The organism is Salinactinospora qingdaonensis, assembly GCF_039539445.1.
GTDB lineage: Bacteria > Actinomycetota > Actinomycetes > Streptosporangiales > Streptosporangiaceae > Salinactinospora > Salinactinospora qingdaonensis.
Genome location: NZ_BAABDD010000011.1, coordinates 1 through 20,650 on the forward strand (window position 1 = coordinate 1; position 20,650 = coordinate 20,650).

General features: G+C 68.1%; 16 protein-coding genes. 1 reads left to right on the top strand and 15 read right to left on the bottom strand.

All coding sequences use genetic code 11. The features are described from left to right. Positions 1-451: 451 nt before the first annotated feature. From ABD848_RS13280 to ABD848_RS13350, 15 genes are all read right to left on the bottom strand, one after another. Complete coding sequence (locus ABD848_RS13280) at positions 452-1,891, bottom strand: NAD(P)/FAD-dependent oxidoreductase (RefSeq protein ID WP_344971559.1); 1,440 nt, start codon at positions 1,889-1,891, stop codon at positions 452-454. A gap of 77 nt (positions 1,892-1,968) precedes the next feature. After that, complete coding sequence (locus ABD848_RS13285; protein ID WP_344971561.1) at positions 1,969-2,622, bottom strand: MSMEG_1061 family FMN-dependent PPOX-type flavoprotein; 654 nt, start codon at positions 2,620-2,622, stop codon at positions 1,969-1,971. 364 nt (positions 2,623-2,986) lie between these two features. Further along, positions 2,987-3,514 (bottom strand): MarR family winged helix-turn-helix transcriptional regulator, encoded by a 528-nt coding sequence (locus ABD848_RS13290; RefSeq protein ID WP_344971563.1) that lies wholly within the window; start codon positions 3,512-3,514, stop codon positions 2,987-2,989. 104 nt (positions 3,515-3,618) lie between these two features. Further along, entirely contained in the window at positions 3,619-6,114 is a 2,496-nt protein-coding gene (gene pheT, locus ABD848_RS13295; protein WP_344971565.1) for a phenylalanine--tRNA ligase subunit beta, read from the bottom strand. Beyond that, positions 6,114-7,232, bottom strand: coding sequence for a phenylalanine--tRNA ligase subunit alpha (pheS, locus tag ABD848_RS13300; RefSeq protein ID WP_344971567.1), 1,119 nt, complete (start codon positions 7,230-7,232; stop codon positions 6,114-6,116). The genes pheT and pheS overlap by 1 nt, the downstream gene beginning before the upstream one ends. A gap of 123 nt (positions 7,233-7,355) precedes the next feature. Then, positions 7,356-8,516: a sensor histidine kinase gene (locus tag ABD848_RS13305; RefSeq protein ID WP_425567533.1), complete on the bottom strand. Its 1,161-nt coding sequence runs from the start codon at positions 8,514-8,516 to the stop codon at positions 7,356-7,358. 411 nt (positions 8,517-8,927) lie between these two features. Next, positions 8,928-9,755 (bottom strand): TrmH family RNA methyltransferase, encoded by an 828-nt coding sequence (locus ABD848_RS13310; RefSeq protein WP_344971571.1) that lies wholly within the window; start codon positions 9,753-9,755, stop codon positions 8,928-8,930. A 117-nt stretch (positions 9,756-9,872) separates the two neighbouring features. Beyond that, positions 9,873-10,271 (bottom strand): 50S ribosomal protein L20, encoded by a 399-nt coding sequence (gene rplT, locus ABD848_RS13315; RefSeq protein ID WP_344971573.1) that lies wholly within the window; start codon positions 10,269-10,271, stop codon positions 9,873-9,875. A gap of 166 nt (positions 10,272-10,437) precedes the next feature. Continuing rightward, entirely contained in the window at positions 10,438-10,629 is a 192-nt protein-coding gene (gene rpmI / locus ABD848_RS13320) for a 50S ribosomal protein L35 (protein ID WP_344971575.1), read from the bottom strand. A 259-nt stretch (positions 10,630-10,888) separates the two neighbouring features. Continuing rightward, a complete protein-coding gene (gene infC, locus ABD848_RS13325) occupies positions 10,889-11,509 on the bottom strand; it encodes a translation initiation factor IF-3 (RefSeq protein WP_344971824.1) in 621 nt (206 codons plus the stop codon). A gap of 517 nt (positions 11,510-12,026) precedes the next feature. Next, on the bottom strand, positions 12,027-12,872 hold the full coding sequence (locus tag ABD848_RS13330) for a shikimate dehydrogenase (RefSeq protein ID WP_344971577.1): 846 nt from the start codon (positions 12,870-12,872) through the stop codon (positions 12,027-12,029). Between the two features lie 71 nt (positions 12,873-12,943). Then, the gene (gene mltG / locus ABD848_RS13335; protein WP_344971579.1) at positions 12,944-14,755 is read right to left on the bottom strand and encodes an endolytic transglycosylase MltG; all 1,812 of its coding nucleotides are present in this window, start codon (positions 14,753-14,755) and stop codon (positions 12,944-12,946) included. Next, positions 14,752-15,231 carry a Holliday junction resolvase RuvX gene (gene ruvX / locus ABD848_RS13340; protein ID WP_344971581.1) on the bottom strand — a complete coding sequence of 160 codons (480 nt, stop codon included), beginning with the start codon at positions 15,229-15,231 and terminating at the stop codon, positions 14,752-14,754. Before ruvX ends, mltG begins: the two co-directional genes overlap by 4 nt. A 73-nt stretch (positions 15,232-15,304) precedes the next feature. After that, positions 15,305-17,977, bottom strand: coding sequence for an alanine--tRNA ligase (gene alaS / locus ABD848_RS13345; RefSeq protein ID WP_344971583.1), 2,673 nt, complete (start codon positions 17,975-17,977; stop codon positions 15,305-15,307). Positions 17,978-19,553: 1,576 nt separating this feature from the next. Further along, the gene (locus ABD848_RS13350; RefSeq protein ID WP_344971585.1) at positions 19,554-19,805 is read right to left on the bottom strand and encodes a DUF397 domain-containing protein; all 252 of its coding nucleotides are present in this window, start codon (positions 19,803-19,805) and stop codon (positions 19,554-19,556) included. Positions 19,806-19,965: 160 nt separating this feature from the next. Between ABD848_RS13350 and ABD848_RS13355 the strand changes: the two genes are divergently transcribed. After that, a complete protein-coding gene (locus tag ABD848_RS13355) occupies positions 19,966-20,493 on the top strand; it encodes an NUDIX hydrolase (protein ID WP_344971587.1) in 528 nt (175 codons plus the stop codon). Positions 20,494-20,650: the final 157 nt, after the last annotated feature.

Here is a 20,650-nt window from a genome sequence, read left to right on the forward strand (position 1 = left end):
CACCCCAGCCATAGCCCACCCCAGGCTGCCGAGATCGCGAAGCGATCGAGGCACGAGCCACGGGAAACCCTGCGCACTCTCCTCCAGCCAGAGCCCTCCCCCGCCGCACGCCTCCCGGGGGTAGCGCACCATTAAGCGCAGGAACACGCGAGAACCGGACCCGAATAACGGGACGAACCAGACACAAAAGGGCCAGTGGCTGCGCTTGGTGTTACCCCTGCCCTCAACGAGCGTTGCGCGCGGCGATCCCAGCTCGCCGCGATCAGGCCACCTCTCACCCCACCACCCTTCACTACCAGCCAGTACCCCCAAGCTGCGGGACCAACCCACCACCCCCCACTCCGCCTTCGCCGCGCTCCTCCCCTATCCGCGGGATCGGCTTCCACCACCGGATATCGCGCAGGCTCGGACCGGATACCAAAGGAAACGTGGCAGCGGAGGCGAGGTCCGCTCAGCGGCGAGGGAGGCGGCCAGCCACGCGGGCCAAAGCCGAGGTTCGGGAGCCACGGTTGTCCTCCCGACGGTCGGCGGTGCGGTAGAGGCCATGGCTGACCCGAGTTCCGACCCAGCGCAGCGGCTCGGGCCGCCATACGCGACCGGTGTGACCGACCCAAGGCAACTGGGTGAGGTCGGTAGCGCGCTCCAGTACCAGATCGCGCAGTGTACGACCGGCGAGGTTCGCGGCGGCGACGCCGCTGCTCCCGTAACCGCCGGCCCAGGCCAGCCCGCTCTGGCGGTCCAGATCGACGGTCGGGCACCAGTCGCGGGCAACCGCGAGAACACCGGACCAGGCGTGGGCCACCGGGGTCTGGGCGACGCTGGGGAACAGCCGCGTCAGCGCACGCCACAATTCGGCGATGGTCTGAGGGCGCGTAACTCCCTTGTCGTCGCGCTCGGAGCCGAACCGGTAGGGCACGCCCGGCCCACCGATGGCGATCCGGCCGTCAGCAGTGCGCTGTAGGTAGTTGGCGGCGTGGGCGACGTCGCCAAGCACGTCGCAGTCGTGCCAGCCGATGTATTCCCACAGTTCGGCAGGGAGCGGCTCGGTGACAATCATGGAACTGCTGACCGGCTGCCACTGGCGGCGATGCCCGCTGAGAGCGGCGGTGAAGCCCTCGGTCGCGCGGATGACATGCTCGGCACGCACGGCGCCGGCGGCGGTGACTGCGGCGGCCGGTTGCGCGCCGTCGCGGGGACGGATCTCGGTGACGAGCGTGTCCTCGAAAATGTCGACGCCCATCCGCTCCACAACAGCGGCCAGGCCAGCGGCGAGCTTGGCCGGCTGGATGCGGGCGGCGTGGGGGCTGTGGGCCATGGCGAGGGCCCCGGCGACCCGCAGCTCGTGGTCGGGGTCCAGCAGAGAGACGTCCTCATCGGGCCAGTACCCCCACTCCTGGAGGTAGCGGACCTCCTCGTGCAGCCGGGCCTGCTGGGCGGCGTTGCAAGCGATGAGGCGCATCCCGCCCTTGACCACGTCGGCGTCGATGTTTTCGGTCTTGGTGACGGCGATGACCTCATCGACGGTGTCCATCATGGCGCGCTGGAGGGCGACAACGGCGGCCTTGCCGTGGGAGGCGGCGTAGCGTTCCCGCGATCCGGAGAACTCGGCGGAGAGCCAGCCGCCGTTACGACCCGAGGCGCCGAAACCGCAGAACTCGCGTTCCAGGACTGCCACGCGCAGGTCGGGTCGGGCCTTTTTGAGGTAGTAGGCGCTCCACAGGCCGGTGTATCCGCCGCCGACGATGCACACGTCGTAGTCGGCGGGTCCGGGCAGCGCACGACGGCGCTCGGTGGTCCCGAGTTGGCGGTGCCAGAAAGACACCCTGCCGTTGCGGAACTCGGTGGAACGCGGGATGGCGCGCATCTCGGCCGCGCTAGCGATGAGTTTCATGAGGGGATCTTCTTCCCAGGCTCATCCGTCCAGGTTCGCGCTGGGGGCGGGGGCGAATCGGTACGGGCGGTTGCGTGTCAGTAGAGGTTGGTCTCGGCGTCGTGGCGCAGGCCGGCGTCGATACGGTCAGCGGTCTCGTCGACCCTCAGTTGGTCTTTGAGCACGCGGCCCAGTGAGGCCAGCCCCGAGGCGTCGGGCCAGGCGTGGGGGTGCCACAGGGACGAGCGGCGCAGTGCCTTGGCGCAGTGGAAGAACACCTCACGCGCGTAGACCCGGATGGCCAGCTTCGGCATGCGGCCGTTGACGGCCATGTCGGCGAGGAAGGGGGCAGCGGCCACGAGTTCGGCGTGACCGTTGACGCGCACGACCTCTTCTCGGCCGGGAACGCAGAACAGCAGGCCCACCTGTGGGTGGTCGATGATGTTGACGAGGCTGTCGGCGCGGCGGTTACCGGGGCGTTCGGGGAGGGCGAGGGTGTGCTCGTCGAGGACGTGGAAGCCACCGGGGCGTTCGCCGCGCGGGGAGACATCGCAGGAGCCGTCGGCGCCGGAGGTGGCCAGCAGCGCCAGTGGGGCGCACGCGATGAAGGCGCAGACGTGGGCGTCGATACGGCCGATGTCTTTGTCCAGCACAGTCGAGTGGGGGTCACCGATGATCGCGCGCAACGAGTCCCGGTCGGTGATGACTGTCTCCGAGGCGGCTGCCAGGTGGCCCCCGGTTGGGTTGTTCATCCAACACCTCCGAGCTGCCCCGAACCTGGGCTCGGGGCTGGGGTGAACGTCGTGGGGGGCGTATGTGCCCACCCGGCGGATTGTTGGTGGCGTGTGAGGGGACGGGGGCGCTGGTCCCCTCACACGGCCAAAGGCTCACTGCCAACGGTACGGGCAGGGTAGATCGGGCGGTCTGCCGGGTCTGGCGCCGTCGGCTATGCGAGAGGCGCGTGGCCCGCCAGTGCCGTCGGGGGCGGGTTCAGGACACGACGCGCCCGGTGGGGCCGGCGTGTCGGCTGGGACGCTGCTGCCCTGCGGTGAACACGGGCAACGTCAACGCCCCTCCCCTGGGTCAGGGTGCGACCAGTAACCTAACTCGGGCAACCTAGCACGATGGCGGGCAGAGCGGTTCCTGTTCTGCTTTGCCGGACTCGTCGCGCAGGGTGCGGGCAGCCGCTGCGAAGTTACGCAGCCCTTCGGCGCCCAGCGGGGCGAGCACGTAGCGGCGCAGCAGTTCGAGGTGTTTCTCCCTGGCGCGTTCGGCGACGTCGAGCCCACTGTCGGTGAGTTCGGCATAAGTCATGCGCCGGTCGGAGGGGCAGGCCTGGCGTCGCAGGTAGCCGCGCTGTTCCATCCGGTCGGCGAGCTTGGTGAATCCGCCGCTGCTCAGGCTCACTTCGCGGGCGAGTTGGCTCATCGGCAGCCGGTGCTCTGGGGAGCGTTGGAGTCGGAGCAGCACCTCGAACCACGGGCCGGACATGGTGGGGGAATCGGGGTCGAGCCCTTCGAGGAGGAGGGGCTGGAGTGTGTGGAACGCCTCGTGGAGCAATCCCCAGGCGGTGATGAGTTCATCGTCGGTGATGTCTGAGGTGACCGGCTCCGCTGCTGCGGTTTCACGGATACGCGAGGTCATGGATTGTGATTGCCCCTCCCTGCCCGCGTCGGCGCGGCTTCACAGTTGAACATACTCAGAAAAATCTTCCCAGGAAGCGATTCTGCCGACGCGGGCGGGGCGGACTATGCGCGCAAGGTCGCTCCCGTGCGCTCGGCCGCAGCGGCCACGGCGGCGTCCCGTGCCGCTGCGATTTCCTCGGTGGTCAGGGTACGCTCTGGGGCACGCAAGCGCAGCGTGTAGGCGAGCGACTTGTGTCCCTCCCCGACCTGAGCGCCGGTGTAGACGTCGAAGAGCCGGACACTCTCCAGCAGCGCGCCGGCCCCCGCGCGTAGTGCGGCCTCGACCTCGGCGGCGGGTACGGAGTCAGCGACCACCAGAGCCACGTCTTGGGTGGCCACCGGGTAGCCCGACACCGTGGGGGCGACGACACCGGTGCGCGCGCTCTCCAGGAGATCGAGGTCGACTTCCATGGCCACGGTACGTTCGGGCAAGCCGTAGGCGGCGATGACGCGGGGATGCAGTTCCCCGGCGTGGCCGACGGCGACCTCACCCTGGGGGCCGTGAGCGTGGAGCACCGCACACCGGCCCGGGTGCCACGGGGCGTACTGGTCGGCGTGGACAGTGAGCTCGGCGCCGACGAGCCGGCCGACCTCACGGGCGGCCTCGATGGCATCGGCCCACCCGGCGGCGCGGCCCGCCCCCCACCACCCGGCCCACTGGCGGTCACCGGCCAGGACAGCGCCGACTCGGCGCGGTTGGTCGGGCAGCGCGGCGCGCAGCGATCCGAGTTCGGCCTCGGTGGGGCCCCGGTCCACGGTCAGGATGGGGGCACGTTCGGGCGCGTGGGCGCGTGGCTGGTAGACCAGCCCCACCTCGAACAGGGCGACGTCGTTGAAGCCGCGGCCGACGTTGCGGACCAGCGTCTTGAGCAGCCCCGGCAGCAGGGTGGTACGCATCAGGGGCTCGTCGCTGCTGAGCGGGTTGGCCAGCGTGACCGCCCGACGGCGCGGGTCGTCGGTGTCGAGTTGGAGGGCGTCGAAGTCGCCGTGCCCCACGAAGGGGTAGCTGAGCACCTCGATGAAGCCGGCCCCGGCCAGCCCCCGGCTCACCGACCGGCGTAGCCGCTGGCTCTCGGTCAGCCCGCGTCCAGCGGGGGCGCGTGGCGGGATCGAGGGGATGTTCTCGTAGCCCTCGTAGCGGATGACCTCCTCGGTGAGGTCATTGGGGTCGGTGAGATCGGGGCGCCACGGCGGGGGGGTGACCCGCAGAGTAGTGCCGTCCTCGACGACCTCGCAGCCCACTTGGCGCAGCCGCGTCGCTGCGGTTCCCGGCGGATAGTCGACGCCGGCCACGCGAGAGGCCAGATCGGCGGCGATGACGATGGGCTCGCGCGGGGTGGTGAGGTCGATGTGGGTGAGGCCGGCCTCGATGCGGGCTCCGCCCAGTTCGGCCAGCAGGCTGACCGCGCGGGTAGCCGCGGCCAACTGCATCGCGGAGTCGATGCCGCGCTCGAAGCGCCTGGAGGACTCCGAAGCGAGCTGGTGGCGCCGCGAGGTGCGGGCGATGTGGGTTTCGGCGAAGTGGGCCGCCTCGATGAGGACCTCGGTGGACAGTTCACTGATCTCGGTAGACAGCCCGCCCATGACACCGGCGATGTTGATGGGACCCGACTTGTCGGTGATGAGGATGTCGTCGGGGTCGAGCGTGCGCGTGACGTGGTCGAGCGTCTCCAGTTGCTCGCCTTCACGCGCGGCACGCACGACGATGGGGCCGCTGAGCTTGTCGCGGTCCCAGGCGTGCAGCGGCTGCCCCATTTCGAGCATGACGTAGTTGGTGACGTCGACCGCCAGCGAGATAGCGCGCACTCCACACATGGCCAGCCGCCGCTTGAGCCACATCGGGCTGGGGGCTTGCGGGTCGAAACCGGTGACACCACGCAGCACGTAGCGCGAACACAGCGCAGGATCGGCCACCGTGGCGGGGTAGCCTTCCCCTCCGCTCTCGGGCAGCTTGACGTCGGCGGGGTCACGGAAGGCCGCCTCGTAAAGGGTGGCGACCTCGCGGGCCACCCCACGCACCGACAACGCATAGCCCCGATCGGGGGTGACGGCGATGTCGAGAACCTCGTCGCGCAGCCCCAGCAGCTCGAAGGCGTCGGCGCCGGGAGCGGCCAGACCCTGGTCCAAGACGAGGATGCCGGCGTGGTCCTCCCATAGCCCCAGCTCGGTGGGAGAGCAGATCATGCCTTCCGAGACTTTGCCGTAGGTCGTGCGTGCCGAGATGGCGAACCCGCCGGGCAGGACCGCGCCCGGCAGCGCCACCACGACCAGGTCACCTTCGGAGAAGTTGCGGGCGCCGCAGACGATGTGCTGCTCCTCGCCGGTGCCGTTGGCCTCGCCAACGTCGACACGGCAGTAGCGGATGGGCTTTTTGAAGCCGGTCAGCTCCTCGATGCTGAGGACACGGCCGACCACGAGCGGGCCGGTGATGTCGGTCCCCAGTTCGTCGACGGTCTCGACCTCCAGGCCCGCTGTGATGAGCCGGGTGGCTACGTCGCGAGCCGTGACGTCGGCGGGCAGGTCGACGTAGTCGCGTAGCCAGGAAACGGGGACGCGCATCAGATCTCCATCCCGAAAGCCGAGGTGAACCGCACATCTCCCTCGACCATGTCGTGCATGTCGGAAACACCGTGAGCGAACATCAGGGTCCGCTCCACCCCCAGGCCGAACGCCCAGCCGCTGTAGCGCTCGGTGTCGACGCCGGCAGCGGTGAGGACCCGCGGGTTGACGATGCCGCAGCCGGCCACCTCGATCCACCCCTCCGAACCGCAGGTACGGCAGGGACGGTCGGGGTTGCCCACCGAGGCTCCACGGCAGACGAAGCACTGCATGTCCACTTCGGCCGACGGCTCGGTGAAGGGGAAGTAGGACGGGCGGAAGCGGGTCTTGAGCCCGGCGCCGAACATGCCCGACACGAAGGCGTCAATGGCGCCACGCAGGTGCGCCATGGTGATGCCCTCGTCGACGACCAGCCCCTCTAGTTGGTGGAACACCGGGGTGTGGGTGGCGTCGAGCTCGTCGGTGCGAAACGTCTTGCCGGGAGCGACCACGTAGACCGGTGGCTCCCGGTCGAGCAGGGCCCGGACCTGCACCGGTGAGGTGTGCGTGCGCAGGACCATGTTGGAGGGGCCGCCGGAGGGGGCCTCGACGAAGAAGGTGTCCTGCATGGTGCGCGCCGGGTGGTCGGGCAGGAAGTTGAGCGCGTCAAAGTTGAACCACTCGGCTTCGATCTCGGGCCCCTCGGCCACCTCGAAACCCATCCCGACGAAGATGTCGGTCATGCGCTCGGCGATGGTGGTCAGCGGGTGCCGGGCGCCGCGCTGAGACCGGTCCCAGGGCAAGGTGACGTCGACGGCCTCCTCGACGAGGACACGGGCGTCGCGCTCCGCCTCCAGTTCGGCCTGGCGGGCCTTGATCGCCTCGGAGATCTCGCGCCTGGCGCCCCCCACCCGCTTGCCGGCGTCGGCGCGCGCCGCGGGAGGCAGTGCCCCGATCTCACGGTTGGCCAGTGCCAAGGGCGACCGGTCGCCGGCGTGGGCGAGGCGCACTTCCTTGAGTTGCTCCAGGCTGGCCGCCTCGGCGACGGCTCGCAGCGCCTCGTCGCGCATGCGGGCGACCTCGTCCGGGTGGAGAGGGGTCACCTCGACGGGGTCGTAGGAATTATTGGGTGCAGACATGGTGATTGCCTCGCGCCGCCCGCGCCGCAGGCGCGGCGGCTGTCACGGTCCACCTCCCGTGGAGGTGGACGCAGAGCCGACACGTTGAGCTTGCGGTTCGCCCGCCGCATGGTCCGGATTCGCTCAGGCGAACTCAGGAGTACCGGCGGGCATGATAAATCGGAACTCCGCGCCGCCGCTGGGGGCGCGCCCGACCGTGATCGTGCCGCCGTGGGCCTCGATGAGCCCTTTAACGATGAAGAGCCCCAGACCGGTGCCGCCACGGCGCTTACCGCGCCAGAACTGGCGAAAGACGCGCGGGATGGCCTCAGGCGCGATGCCCTCGCCCTCGTCGCGCACAGACACCGCCGCTCCTCCCTCGTGTGGCTCGATCACAACAGTGACAGTACCAGCGCCGTGCCGCACGGCGTTTTCGACGAGGTTGGTGATGATCTGGTCGACCTTGTCGACGTCGAGCCACATCTCCGGCAGCGGTCCGTTGACATCCAACTGGAACCGCTCGGCGGGCTCACCGGCCACGACTCGACCGTCGATGATCTTGCGGGCGCGTTCGGCGAGATCGACCACCTGGCGACGCAGCTCCAACCGGCCGGACTCGATGCGGGAGATGTCGAGCAGTTCGGTGATCAGCCGCGTTACCCGGTCGGCGTCGGCATTGACGGTACGCAGCATGAAGAGCTTCTGGGGTTCGGTGAAGCTCTCCCATTTGGCGAGCAGGGTCGCTGTGAAGCCTTTGACGCTGGTCAACGGGGAACGTAGCTCGTGGGCCACAGTGGAGACGAGATCGGCCCGACTACGTTCGTGACGCGAACGATGCGTGGCATCACGCAGAGTAACAACTAGGCGCACTAGGTCACCGCCGCGATGGGCACGCACATAGCGGGCCGACATGAGGATCTCGCGGCCGTCCGTCAGATACAGCAGCCGCTCGGGCTGGCGGGTGCGGGTACGCAACCCGTCATAGGGGTCGGTGCACTCCCACCAGTCGCGCCCCTCAGCATCGTAGAGCGGAAGCACCTCGCGCAAGGGCCGGCCCAGCATCGCCGTCGCCGCTGTCCGGGTGAGCCGGGCCGCCATATGGTTGAAGATCACCACCCGGCCGAAGTGGTCGGCTACCACCAAACCGTCGGGTAGTTCGTCGGCGCCGATGCGGTCGCCCGCGGCGAGCGGAGTGTCTCTCACTTCACCCGCTGCCGGCTCCGCTGGAACGGGCTGAGCGCTGTACAACCCGCGGGACGCACCATCCGCCGACTGGTCGCCGCCCACGACCGCCTCCCAAGCCATATATGTGCACATCCGCGCCGCTGAGTGCGAATCCGCTCGTCTTTTCCGCCGCCGAATTCCGAATCAGCCGACGACACCACCGAAAATCAGTACCCGCTTATCGCGCCCGCTACGCACCCGCAGGCGTGCCTGTGCCACGCATGCGCGGTACCGAATGCGGTCGGCCGCCGGGCCCCTTCTCGCGGCACTGAGCGTATCGGCAACCGTGGGTAGGCGAGCAACCCAATCCAACCCACCTCTTCAGTGGTTTTTAATCGGGATTCCGACAAACCACGACAATGCACTTTTCCAGCCAGGGAGCCGCGCGACCCGCACCAGGAAAGATGCAGGTAATACCCGTGTTACGGGTAGTTACGCCTATAAGGCATAGCGCTCACCGCCATGGGCTGATGTCCCGTATCCGACAGGGATTCAGCCCCCCACCGACGCATCCCGACGCTGTTCGCGTGCCGTGGTGTAGAGACACACGGCTGCGGCTGTAGCGAGATTGAGACTTTCGGCGCTGCCATAGATCGGCACACTCACCGCTTGGTCGGTTAGCGCCAGCGTCTCCTCAGGTAGCCCCCACGCTTCGTTGCCGAAAACCCACGCGACCGGACCGGCCAGCTCACCGCTGTCGGTAGCGTCGTCAAGGCTACGATCGCCGCTGCCGTCAGCGGCCAGCACCCGCGCCCCCCTCCCCCGCAGGTGGGTGACGACCTCCCCAATGCGCGGGCCAACCACGACGGGCAGGTGGAAAAGGCTGCCGGCGGAGGCGCGCACACACTTACTGTTGTAGGGGTCGACGGAGGCGTCGGTGAAAACGACGACGTCGGCACCGGCGGCGTCGGCAGTGCGCAGCACCGTACCGGCATTGCCGGGATCGCGGACGTGGGTCAACACCACCGCGAGGCGCACCGGGCCAAGCTCGTCGAGCCCGCGGTCGATGAAGCCACAGACCGCCAACAGCCCTTGCGGGGTGACCGTCTGGGCGAGCTCGGCCATAACCTCCGTACTCACCCGATGCACGGGAGCACCGGAGGCCTCCGCGGCGGCGACCAGATCGGCGTGGCGGTGCGTGGCCTCGGCTGTCCCGAACATCTCGCGCACCACGCCACTGCGCGCCAAAGCTTCACGGACCGCTTGTGGCCCTTCGGCGAGGAACAGTCGCTCGCGCTGACGAAACGCGCGCTTAGCCAAGCGCCGGGCCGCCTTAATCCGGGGCGACCGAGCGCTGGTGAATTCGTGGGTGGGGGTCATGACCGGTTACGCGAACCAGTGGCGGGGCAGGCGCCGGCGCTGGGAACGACCGGGGATCGCCACGGCTGGACGGCCGTGGCGATCGTGGCGACTCCCTGCCACATGGAATCGCTGCTTCTAGGCCGTGGCCTGAGCCTGCTGCGAGCCGGCCTGCGGGGAGGCGGGCAGCGCCTGCTTGGCGGTCTCGACGAGCGTGGCGAAGGCGGCTTCGTCGTTGACGGCGAGCTCGGCGAGCATCCTGCGGTCGACCTCGATACCGGCACTCTTGAGCCCCTGCATGAACCGGTTGTAGGTCAGCCCGTTGGCGCGAGCGGCAGCGTTGATGCGCTGAATCCACAGCTTCCGGAACTGGCCCTTGCGGTCCTTACGGTCCCGGTAGGAGTAGGTCATCGAGTGGAGCATCTGCTCCTTGGCCTTGCGGTACAGGCGTGACCGCTGGCCACGGTATCCGCTGGCGCGTTCGAGGATAACCCGACGCTTCTTCTTGGCGTTGAGAGACCGCTTCACGCGTGCCACTGTGACTCCCTTGTGGGTTTCCGGTGCGCGTTGCGTGCATCACCGGTCGGCTCTGCTCCTCCTGGAGGTGGAGGGGAGCCGGTTGCGAACATGGTCATCCGGGGGTGGTAGAGCGGGGTGCCGCGCGTTCCACTCGGTCCCGGTTCTGCGGCGGCAGAGCCCGCTGCTAGGGGAGCAGCTTCTTGATCCTCCTGGAGTCGGCCCGCGCCATCGGGACCTCTTTGGAGAGGCGCCGGGTGCGCTTGGAGGACTTGTGCTCCAGGAGGTGGTTCTTGTTGGCACGGCGGCGCATGATTTTGCCGGAGCCGGTCACGCGAAAACGCTTGTTGGCTCCACTGTGGGATTTGTTCTTCGGCATAGTCGCCGTCGTCTCCTTACAGCTTCACTCGAAAAAGTGCCGCCGGGATCGGCGGCACGGGCACTGCTCGCTTCACACTGCTCAGGCCCGCGTGAGCACATTCCCCGCTGCGGGGCCGTGTCGCACGCTGTTGTGCCCGGTCGCCCCTGAGGCAGTGGACGGGCCCGGGGAATCCGGCGTGCGCGGGACGCGCACATGCCGGTTCCCCGGGTCCCCCTGGCTGGCGGGGCCCGGTGAACCGCACACCGGGGTTCGGAGGTTAGCTCCCCTGCGCCGCTTGACGCTGCTCACGACGCTGCCGGCCCTGCGAACGGGACTCGGACTTCTGGTCGGAGCGTCGCTTGTGCGGGCCGATCACCATGACCATGTTGCGGCCGTCCTGCTTGGGCTGTGACTCGACCTGCCCAAGCTCTTGGACGTCTTCGGCGAGCCGGCTCAACAGCCGGTACCCCAATTCGGGACGCGACTGCTCACGGCCTCGGAACATGATCGTCACCTTGACCTTGTCGCCCCCCTTGAGGAACCGCTCGACGTGACCCTTCTTGGTCTCGTAGTCGTGCGGGTCGATCTTGGGGCGAAGCTTGATCTCCTTGATGATCGTGTTCGCCTGGTTCTTGCGCGACTCACGCGCCTTGACCGCCGAATCGTACTTGTATTTGCCGTAGTCCATCAGCTTGGCGACCGGCGGGCGGGCGGTCGGCGCGACCTCAACGAGATCGAGGTCAGCCTCCTGAGCGAGGCGCAGCGCGTCCTGCACGGACACGATACCGACCTGCTCGCCATTGGGTCCGACGAGTCGGACCTCGGGAACCCGGATACGGTCATTGATGCGGGGCTCAGCGCTGATGGGACCCCTCCCTAGCCTTGTCGTGTTGCGTATGTGTTGGGGGGCCGCCCAGGCCCTCGGGCCCGAAAGCAAAAACCCCGCCAGCATGTGCAAGCGGGGTGATCCACCGGAAGGCGAAGACGACGGTGGCGCCGAATCTCGGGCGATCACCGACTCTCCTCCGGTCCGTACGACGCAGACGCCGAAGCGCCGGCTCGACCGGCCGGGTACCGGTAACCCACACGGGGGACTACCCCGGTAGGTGGGAGGATCGACCTCCGCTTACGGTTCGACACTCCTCATACTACTACTGGCAGTACGAGCTGCGACGAACAAACTTTCTGGCATTCTATCAGGAAAATGACGGGCGGTTACCGAAATCCGTCGCCCCGCGCGGCCGGATACCGCTGACTGGCCATCGCCACCGGCAACCAACCGAACGCGGAGCCGATTTTTCAGCGACGCGGCCCGGAATCACCGGTTACCCGCGGTCATCCCGGGCCGCGACCTCCCTTGTGTCTTTTCCAACCCTCCAACGGCGAAAGATATTCCGCGATGCGGCGGCGGGCGTTCACTGCGCCGCGGCGGTCCGCTGGGCGAGTTCGGCCTCGCCCGCGGCGCGCATATCCTCGACCGGGATGCCGCATTGGCCCGTCATCAGCTCCACCTGGAACACCGCCTGGTGCAGCAGCATTGGAAATCCCCCCACCACCGTGGCCCCGGCCTCGCGCGCACGGCTGCCCAAAACCGTGGGCCAGGGAGCGTAAACGACGTCGAAGACCGCGGCACCGCTGGCGGCGATCGCCGCGGCGTGGCCGTCGGCAGCTCCTGCCGGGAGCGTGGAGACCACCATGTCGACGTCGAGGTGCTCGGTGAGCTCGCTCAGCGGCGCCACCGCCACCTGCGCCGACATCCGCTGGGCCGCCGCGGTGAAGTCGCCGGCACGGTCCAGAGAGCGCGCCAGCGCCGTCACGGCACCGGGAGCGGTCGCCCCCAGCTCCCGCAGAGCCGCCAGCGCCGAAGCGGCGGTGGCGCCGGCGCCCAGAATGGTCGCCGTGCGCACCCGCTCGATGCCCGCTTCGGTCAACGCTGCCACGATCCCGGCCACGTCGGTGTTGTAGGCGTGGCGCCGACCCTTGTGGAAAACCAGGGTGTTGGCCCCGCCCACGGCGTTGGCCGGCTCGTTGACCTCGTCGGCCAACGACAGCGCGACGCGCTTGAGGGGCATGGTCAACGACAGGCCCGCCCACGTGTCGTCACAGCCGGCCAGGAAATCGGCCAGTTCGGACTCGCCGCACTCGAACCGTTCGTAGCTCCATGTGTCGGCGATGCCGAGCGCGGTGTAGGCGGCGGTGTGCAGCACCGGCGACAGCGAGTGCGCCACGGGTGAGCCCAGCACGGCGGCACGGGTGAACAACGAATCCTCCTAGAAGTGTCCCAGGAACGCCCGAGGTGAGCACGGCGGAGCCACAGCCATGGCTGATGACCTCACTGGGCTTGCTGGTTCTGGTTGAACTCCTCAACCAGGTCCCAGAACTTCGTCTCTGTCTCGGCGAACTTGGTGACCCCGTTTTCCGGATCAGTGGTGACAAAGTACAGCCAATCGCCATCGGCCGGTTGCAGTGCCGCTTCGATAGCGCTCTTACCGGGACTGACGATGGGGCCCACGGGCAGACCTTGGCGGAAGTAGGTCTTGTACTCGCTGTCGGAGGCCTCGCAGCGTTGCTGCTGCTCGTCGTTTAACGCGATGCCGTACTCACCGAGGGCATAGAAGCAGGTGCTGTCCATTTGCAGCATCATGCCCTCGTCGAGCCGGTTGTAGATCACCCGCGCCACCTTGGGCATGTCGGCCACACTGCCCGACTCCGCCTGGATGATGGCGGCCATGGCCATGATCTCGTTGACGGTGTAGCCCTGCTGTTCAGCGCGCTTGCCCAGCTCTATCTCCTCGGCCACTTGCTTGTAGCGATCGACCATGCGGGTCAGGATTTGCGTGGCGTCAGCGCTGGCGTCGAAAGCGTAGGTGTCGGGGAAGAGATACCCTTCAGCGCCCTGCTCGGCGTAGTCGGGCAGCCCCAGCGCCGCCGGGTCCTCGTAGGCGGCTTCGAACTCCTCCAGCGGAACACCGCTCTCCTCGGCGAGCTGCTCCATGATCTCACTGGCGCGTAGCCCTTCCCGGATGGTGATCTGCTCGCCCATGCGCGAGGCGGGATCGAGCAGCATGTCCACGGCGGCTTCGGCGCTCATGCGCAAGCGCAGCTCGTAGGTGCCCGGCTCGAAGTCGGCGGAATTCTCGCCGCGAATGGCGTTGGTGAACGCGCGGACGCTGGCGACCACGCCCTCGTCCTTGAGGGCCTGACCGATCTGGGTGCCGGTGAATCCCTCCTCGACGACGATCTTGACACTGCCCTCGCCCTCACCGTCGTAGTCGGGAGGGAAGACGTAGGTGCGCAGCACGGTAAAGCCGGCCGTGCCGCCCCCGCCGACGATCAACAGCAACACCAGGACCGCGACGATACCGGCGCCACGGTTGCGCCTGCGCTTGCGGACGGCGCGCCGGGACTTTCGGGAGGCAGTGCTGCGGCGCCCGGCGCCGGCAGCCGAGCGACGCTTGCGATCACGCCGCGGCGGCTCGTCGTCCTCGTCGGAGACCTCGCGGGCGCCACGGGAACGGGACCGGCGGCGCGGCCGGTCGTCTTCGCTATCCTCCCCGGCACCGTCGAGCCACCCTGACTCGTCGTCGGTTTCAAACGGGAGATCGAAGGGGGGGGCGGGGTCGTCAGTGCTATGGGGGGGCTCGGCCACGGGGGCCGCTGCGGTGTTGCGGGAGGACGCCTGAGCGGCGGGGGCCGAATCGCCGGGGTCAGTGTCGGTGGGGCGGCGACGCCTGCGGCGGGGGCCGGCGTCCTCTGAGGGGAAACTCTCGGTGACCGACGTGGACTCGACCGTCTCGGCGGAGCGGCGGTGTCGACGACCCCGCGGCTCGGCATCGGGGAGGGGACCCGCCTGCTGGTTGAGCGCCTCGTTCCAACCGGTCTCGGGGTCGGGGGTGGCCTCAGGTCGATGGCGTCGCCCACGGGGACGAGCCTCGCGAAGCTCCTCTGAATCGGTTGGGGAATGGTAGGCCTCTTGGGACGGGCGGGCCCGGCGGCCCCGGCTGGCGCGACTCGACTCGCGCTGCCATGGGTCGGTCAGCGGGTCGGCATCGCGCTCCTCTGCGGTGGCGCCGGCGCCGGTGTCTTGGCGGCGCCGCGAACGGCGCGACACGCCTTCCTGTCCCTGGTAATTGTCGTAGCTCATTGCGGCCCTCCGATGCGTTGCCCCGGAGGGAGGCCGGTCTGCCGCTCGGTGTCAAGGGCGGTTTGCAGCAGGACGGTGGCAGCCGCCTGGTCGATAACCTGACGGCGGGCGCGCCCACCCTGCGCTCCCCGCTTGCCGTAGGACGCTCCGGAGTGCAACTGGTTCTGTGCTGTCACAGTGGTCAGGCGTTCGTCGACCAGACGCACAGGCACGGGCGCGACGCGGCGCGCCAGTGCCTCAGCAAAGGAACGCACTTTGCGCGCCGCAGGGCCTTCGGTGCCTGACAGCGAGGTGGGGTAGCCGACGACGACTTCCTGCGCCTCGTACTCGCGGGCGAGCTTGGCGATGCGATCGAGATCGCCCTTGCCTCGCCGGATGGTCTCGACCGGCGAGGCGAGCGTCGCGCTGGGGTCACTGCGGGCGACCCCGATGCGGGCTTCGCCCGGGTCGACCGCGATCCGTACGCCATGCCTCAACGGGCAGGCTCCTCGGAACGGAGAAAGGTGCCGGTGCCAGACGTGGTTGACGCCGGCACACAGTGGGGGATTCTCATGTGGCCTCCGAGATCCGCTGCTCGACGGCGCGCAGCGCGGCGTCGATGGCAGTGGGGTCGTTGCCGCCGCCCTGGGCGACATCGGGCTTGCCACCGCCGCCACCCCCAAGGGTGCGGGCAGCGGTGCCGACGAGGTCGCCGGCCTTGAGCCCGGCGGCCTGAGCTGACTTGTTGACAGCGACGACGATAACCGGCCGCTCCTGGGGAACCGCGGCGACGGCGACGGCCACCGGACGGTCCTCCCCCAGCCGGCCCCGCACATCCAAGGCGAGTTTACGCAGATCATCGCCGCTGGTGCCGTCCGGCGCGCGGTGGGTGACCAGCCGGGTATCGCCGTGGTCGCGAGCGCCGGCGGCCAGCCCTTCGGCGGCTTGGAGCACCTGGGCGGCGCGCAGCCGCTCGACTTCTTTCTCCGCCGAGCGCAGCCGAGTGAGCACGGTGTCGATGCGTTCGGGCAGCTCCTCACGCGGGGCCTTGAGCTGCTCGGCCAGCCGGCTCACCAGCAGCGACTCACGCGAGAGGCGGCGGAAGGCGTCCAAGCCCACAGCGGCCTCGACACGGCGCACTCCCGAGCCCACCGAAGATTCGCCCAGCAGCTTGACGACGCCGAGCTGGCCAGTGGCGGCAACGTGGGTCCCTCCGCACAGCTCACGGGAGTAGTCGCTCATCTCCACCACGCGCACCTGGTCGCCGTATTTCTCTCCGAACATGGCCAGCGCGCCCATGGCCAGGGCGTCGTCGAGCGAGGTCTGGAAGTCGCGCACCGGGATGTCGCCGGAGAGGACGGTGTTGACCTCCTCCTCGACCTCGGCCAGCTCAGAGGTGTCGAGGGCGCGCTCGGCGGTGAAGTCGAACCGCAGCCGGCCGGGTTGGTTTTCCGAACCGGCCTGCCCGGCTGAAGGCCCCAGCGCGTTGCGCAGCGCCGAGTGGATCAGGTGGGTGGCCGAGTGCGAGCGCGACACCGAGGCGCGCCGGTCGGTGTCGATGGCAGCGTGGACGTGGTCGTCGACGACGAGCTCGCCGCTGCGCACGGTGCCGCGGTGCACGGACAGGCCCGCGATGGGGCGCTGCACATCGTCGATGTCGATGACGCCGCGGCCGTCGACACTGAGCGTGCCTTTGTCGGCGAGTTGGCCGCCGCTCTCGGCGTAGAAGGGGGTGCGGTCGAGGACGACCTCGGCGCGGTCGCCGGCGCGGGCGGCGGGCACCGCCTCCCCGTCGACGATGAGGCCCAGGATGCGGGCTTCGCCCTCGTGGTCGGTGTAGCCGAGGAACTCGGTGGCGCCAGAGGTGTCGAGCAGTTGGGCGTAGGTGCTGATGTCGGCGTTGCCGAGCTTCTTGGCGGCGGCGTCGCGCTTGGCGGTGTCGCGCTGCTGGCTCATCAGCTCGCGGAAGGTGGCCTCGTCGACGGTGAGGCCCTGCTCGGCGGCCATCTCCAAGGTGAGGTCGATGGGGAAACCGTAGGTGTCGTGCAACTGGAAGGCGTCAGAGCCGGAGAACTCGGTGCCGCCGGCGGCCTTGGTGCGCTCGGCGGCGCGGTTGAACAGGGTGGTACCGGCGCGCAGCGTGTCGGCGAAGTTCTTCTCCTCGGCGTCGATCACGCCGTGGATGACGTCGGCGTTGGTGCGCAGCTCACCGTACTGGTCGGCCATGGCGCCGATGGCGGCCTCGGTGAGGTCGTGCAGGTAGAGGTCGTCGTCGCCGGCGAGCAGGCGCAGGTTGCGGATGGTGCGGCGCAGGATGCGGCGCAGCACGTAGCCGCGCTTCTCGTTGCTGGGGCGCACACCGTCGGAGACGAGCATGGTCGCGGTGCGCATGTGGTCGGCGACCACGCGCAGGCTGACATCGGAGCGCTCGCTGTCGCCGTAGTTGACGCCGGTCAACTCGGCGGCGCGGTTGAGGATGGCGCGCAGGGTGTCGGTCTCGTAGATGTTGTCGACGCCTTGCAAGATGGTGGCCAGCCGCTCCAGACCCATCCCGGTGTCGATGTTCTTGCTGGGCAGCTCGCCGAGGATGGGGAAGTCGTCCTTGCCGGAGCCGGGGCCGCGCTCGTACTGCATGAAGACGAGATTCCACACCTCGATGTAGCGGTTCTCGTCGGCGGCGGGGCCGCCCTCGGCGCCGTACTCGGGGCCGCGGTCCCAGAAGATCTCCGAGCAGGGGCCACACGGACCGGGCACGCCCATGGACCAGTAGTTCTCGGCCATGCCGAAGCGCTGAATCCGCTCGGGGGGCACGCCGACCTGCTCGCGCCAGATGGTCTCGGCCTCGTCATCGTCGAGGTAGACGGTGACCCACAGCCGCTCGGGGGGCAGTCCGAAACCGCCCTCGTCGACGGGGGTGGTGAGCAGGTTCCAAGCGAAGGGGATGGCGCTCTCTTTGAAGTAGTCGCCAAACGAGAAGTTGCCCAGCATCTGGAAGAAGGATGCGTGGCGTGAGGTCTTGCCCACCTCGTCGATGTCGATGGTGCGCACGCACTTTTGGACGCTGGTGGCGCGGTCGTAGGGGGGTGTGCGCTGGCCCAGGAAGTAGGGCTTGAACGGCACCATGCCGGCGTTGACCAGCAGCAGTGTCGGGTCCTCAGCGATCAGGTTTGCGGAGGGCACCACAGTGTGTCCGTTTTTTTCAAAGAAAGTAAGGAAGCGGCGAGCGATTTCGGCCGTCTCCATAGTTGCCCTCCTGTGTTGCTACCGCAGCCACCGACCGTGGTGGGCTGAGAATGGTCCCGTGCGTGGGGACGTGACGACGTTCAGCGGGTGCTCAGGCGCCTATGGTAGAGGGATTGGCGGCCGGGACGGGCATCGCGTATGCCGACTGCGGCTCTGGCCGAGCACCGGGGCGAGTCCACTGCTACCGACGGATTCGATCCCGCTTCCCGCTACAGGCGGTGACACCCACCTGTCCTCAAGGCTACTCGCCACACGGGGCCTACGGCAGCCACCAACCGAGCCGTATCTCTCCCCGATTTTCGGACAAGGATACTACCGCTGCCAAACGCTGACCGTATCAAGAACATTCCCGCTCTAGACGGCTTCGCGGCGGCTCGCTTCGGCCGGTAGGTCCGGCATGTGTCCGTCCAGGTTGCGCCCGCCGGGGACTCCCCCGCCAGCCGGAGACTCGTCATCCAACAGCTCAACGATCTTGATTCCGTGTGCCAGCCGCCTGAGTCAACGGTGGTGACGCTAGGCCACACCCGTGTCCTTTGTTGTGAACGGCTGAGCGGAATCATGCGCCATGCCTCACTGGAGTGGAGTGACCCAATTCAGCCCAGGGAACCTGGCGAATTCGGTGTCGTTGGAATGCATCTCGCCCTGACACTCGACGGCGTAGGCGGCCAGTCGGACGTCTGTGGTCAGATTCCCGCCGAGGCCGACTCTTTCGAAGAAGGCCGAGCGCGATCCGAGGGTGGTCAGGGCCAGGTGTTAAAAGATCAACATTGGGATGTGCAAGCCAGTCATGTACGTATTCGACGGCATCATCGATGGGCAAGGGCGATTGGAGTATCCGAGCGTTCGTGGCGATATGCAAAAAGCCGAAAACCGCAGGCTGGGTGAGACCGATCCGGACAGCGCCATTGATCGTCTGCTCCCCAAGCGTGCGCGCGAGGATGCTGCGGGCCCCGGAGACGACGGCATAGAGCAGCAGATTGGCGTCGGGGACGCTCATGATGCCCGCCGTGATTTGTCGATGATCGCCTCGTCCTCCAGGTCATCGGCCAGTCGATTGAAACCGGAGAGACCAAACCCAGAGCGTATCGCCGACTCGTGTGGTGTCAGGTGGTACGGCTGTTGCCGAGCGACACGTTGCGTCAAGGCACTGCGTCCAGCGCAGGCGCCAGCTCTGGCTCCCGCGCTGGACGGTGGCGTCGGCGAGGCGAACTGCCGGCGTGCAGCCGGCGGTAACGCGGTGTGGGCTGGGCTCCGCGGCGGAACCGCGAGCGGATCGCCTCGCGCTCGCGGTCATCGGCCCAGCCGATCGAATCCGGACAGCTCACGTGCCGGAGGTAGTGCCGACTCCTGCGGCGTCAGGCGGCACGGCTCCCGCCAAGGAATGCGATGCGGCACGGCACTGCGCGACGCATGGTTGACGAACTGCTTCGCGGCCGGTGCGTGCGGCGGCCGGCGTCGTCGACGAGCTGAGTGACGTCATTGTCGAATCTCAGAGTGACCCGGGTAAAGGTCATCGTGTAATGCCTCCAGAGCAAAGCATCGCAATGCTGGTAAGGGTGCTGGAACCGGTAGAGCGTTACAGACCGGCGCGCTGGACGGCGTGGAGAAAGGCGTTCCACTCCGAGTGGCCGAAGGAGAGGAACCCGAGGTCGCGCTGTGTGGAGTCGCGCACCGCGAAACGAGCCGAACCGTCAAAGACGGGCCCGGCCTCGACACAGCTCGCGCCCCCGCTGGGGCTGTGGCTGCTGATGTGCCAACCGATCTCGACGCACTTCGCGTTGCCATTGGCGCTGTCACTACTGGCGCGCCAGCCAACCACTGACGACACGTCCGGTCTCATAAAAGGTCCTTCCCAGTGGTCACGACATAGGTGACCGAATTACGGGGCATGGGTGTGGTGTGCGCCGACAATAGTAGGCCGAGCGCTGCGGCTGTAGCTGTGATTACGTGGTTTCGACACGCCGCCAACCCCGGAGAGAAAACGCCGTATGCGCTGGACCGTATATTCCGAAAAGCCGCTATATCAGGACCGCTGGCTGGACATCCGGGTGGCCGATATCGAGATTCCCGGAGGCCGCCGACTGGAGCATCGACTCATCCGTTCCGCCCCTGGCGCTGGTGCTGTTGTGACAAATGGGGCTGGTGAGGTTCTGCTGCTGTGGCGACATCGATTTATTACTGATTCTTGGGGCTATGAGATTCCGGTGGGCGGCATCGAGAGCGGGGAGTCTCCGGAGTCGGCTGCGGCGCGCGAGGTGGAGGAGGAGACGGGGTGGCGCCCGGGGCCGCTGCGGCCCCTTATCTACACCCAACCCACCAGCGGCATCTCTGACTCCGAGCACCACATTTTCCACACTGACAACGCTGAGCACATCGGGGAGCCCACGGAGGTGTGGGAGTCGGAACGCATCGACTGGGTCGCACTACACCGCGTCCCCGAGCTGATCAGCAACCGCGAGATCGTCTCGGGAACGACCATGAACGCGCTGCTCTACCTCATCGCGGCTACAGGGTGAACGGGTGACAGAAGAAACGGCGGGGAATCGGCGAGAGCCGACGATGGCGGGTGGTGGGTGGTGGGTGGAGAGGCGGTGGTTTGGTGACCGAGCGTTGGGGTGCTGGCGATGACGGCGGCAAGGGCAGGTTGGGAGGTTGGGGTGGGGCGGTCCGGTC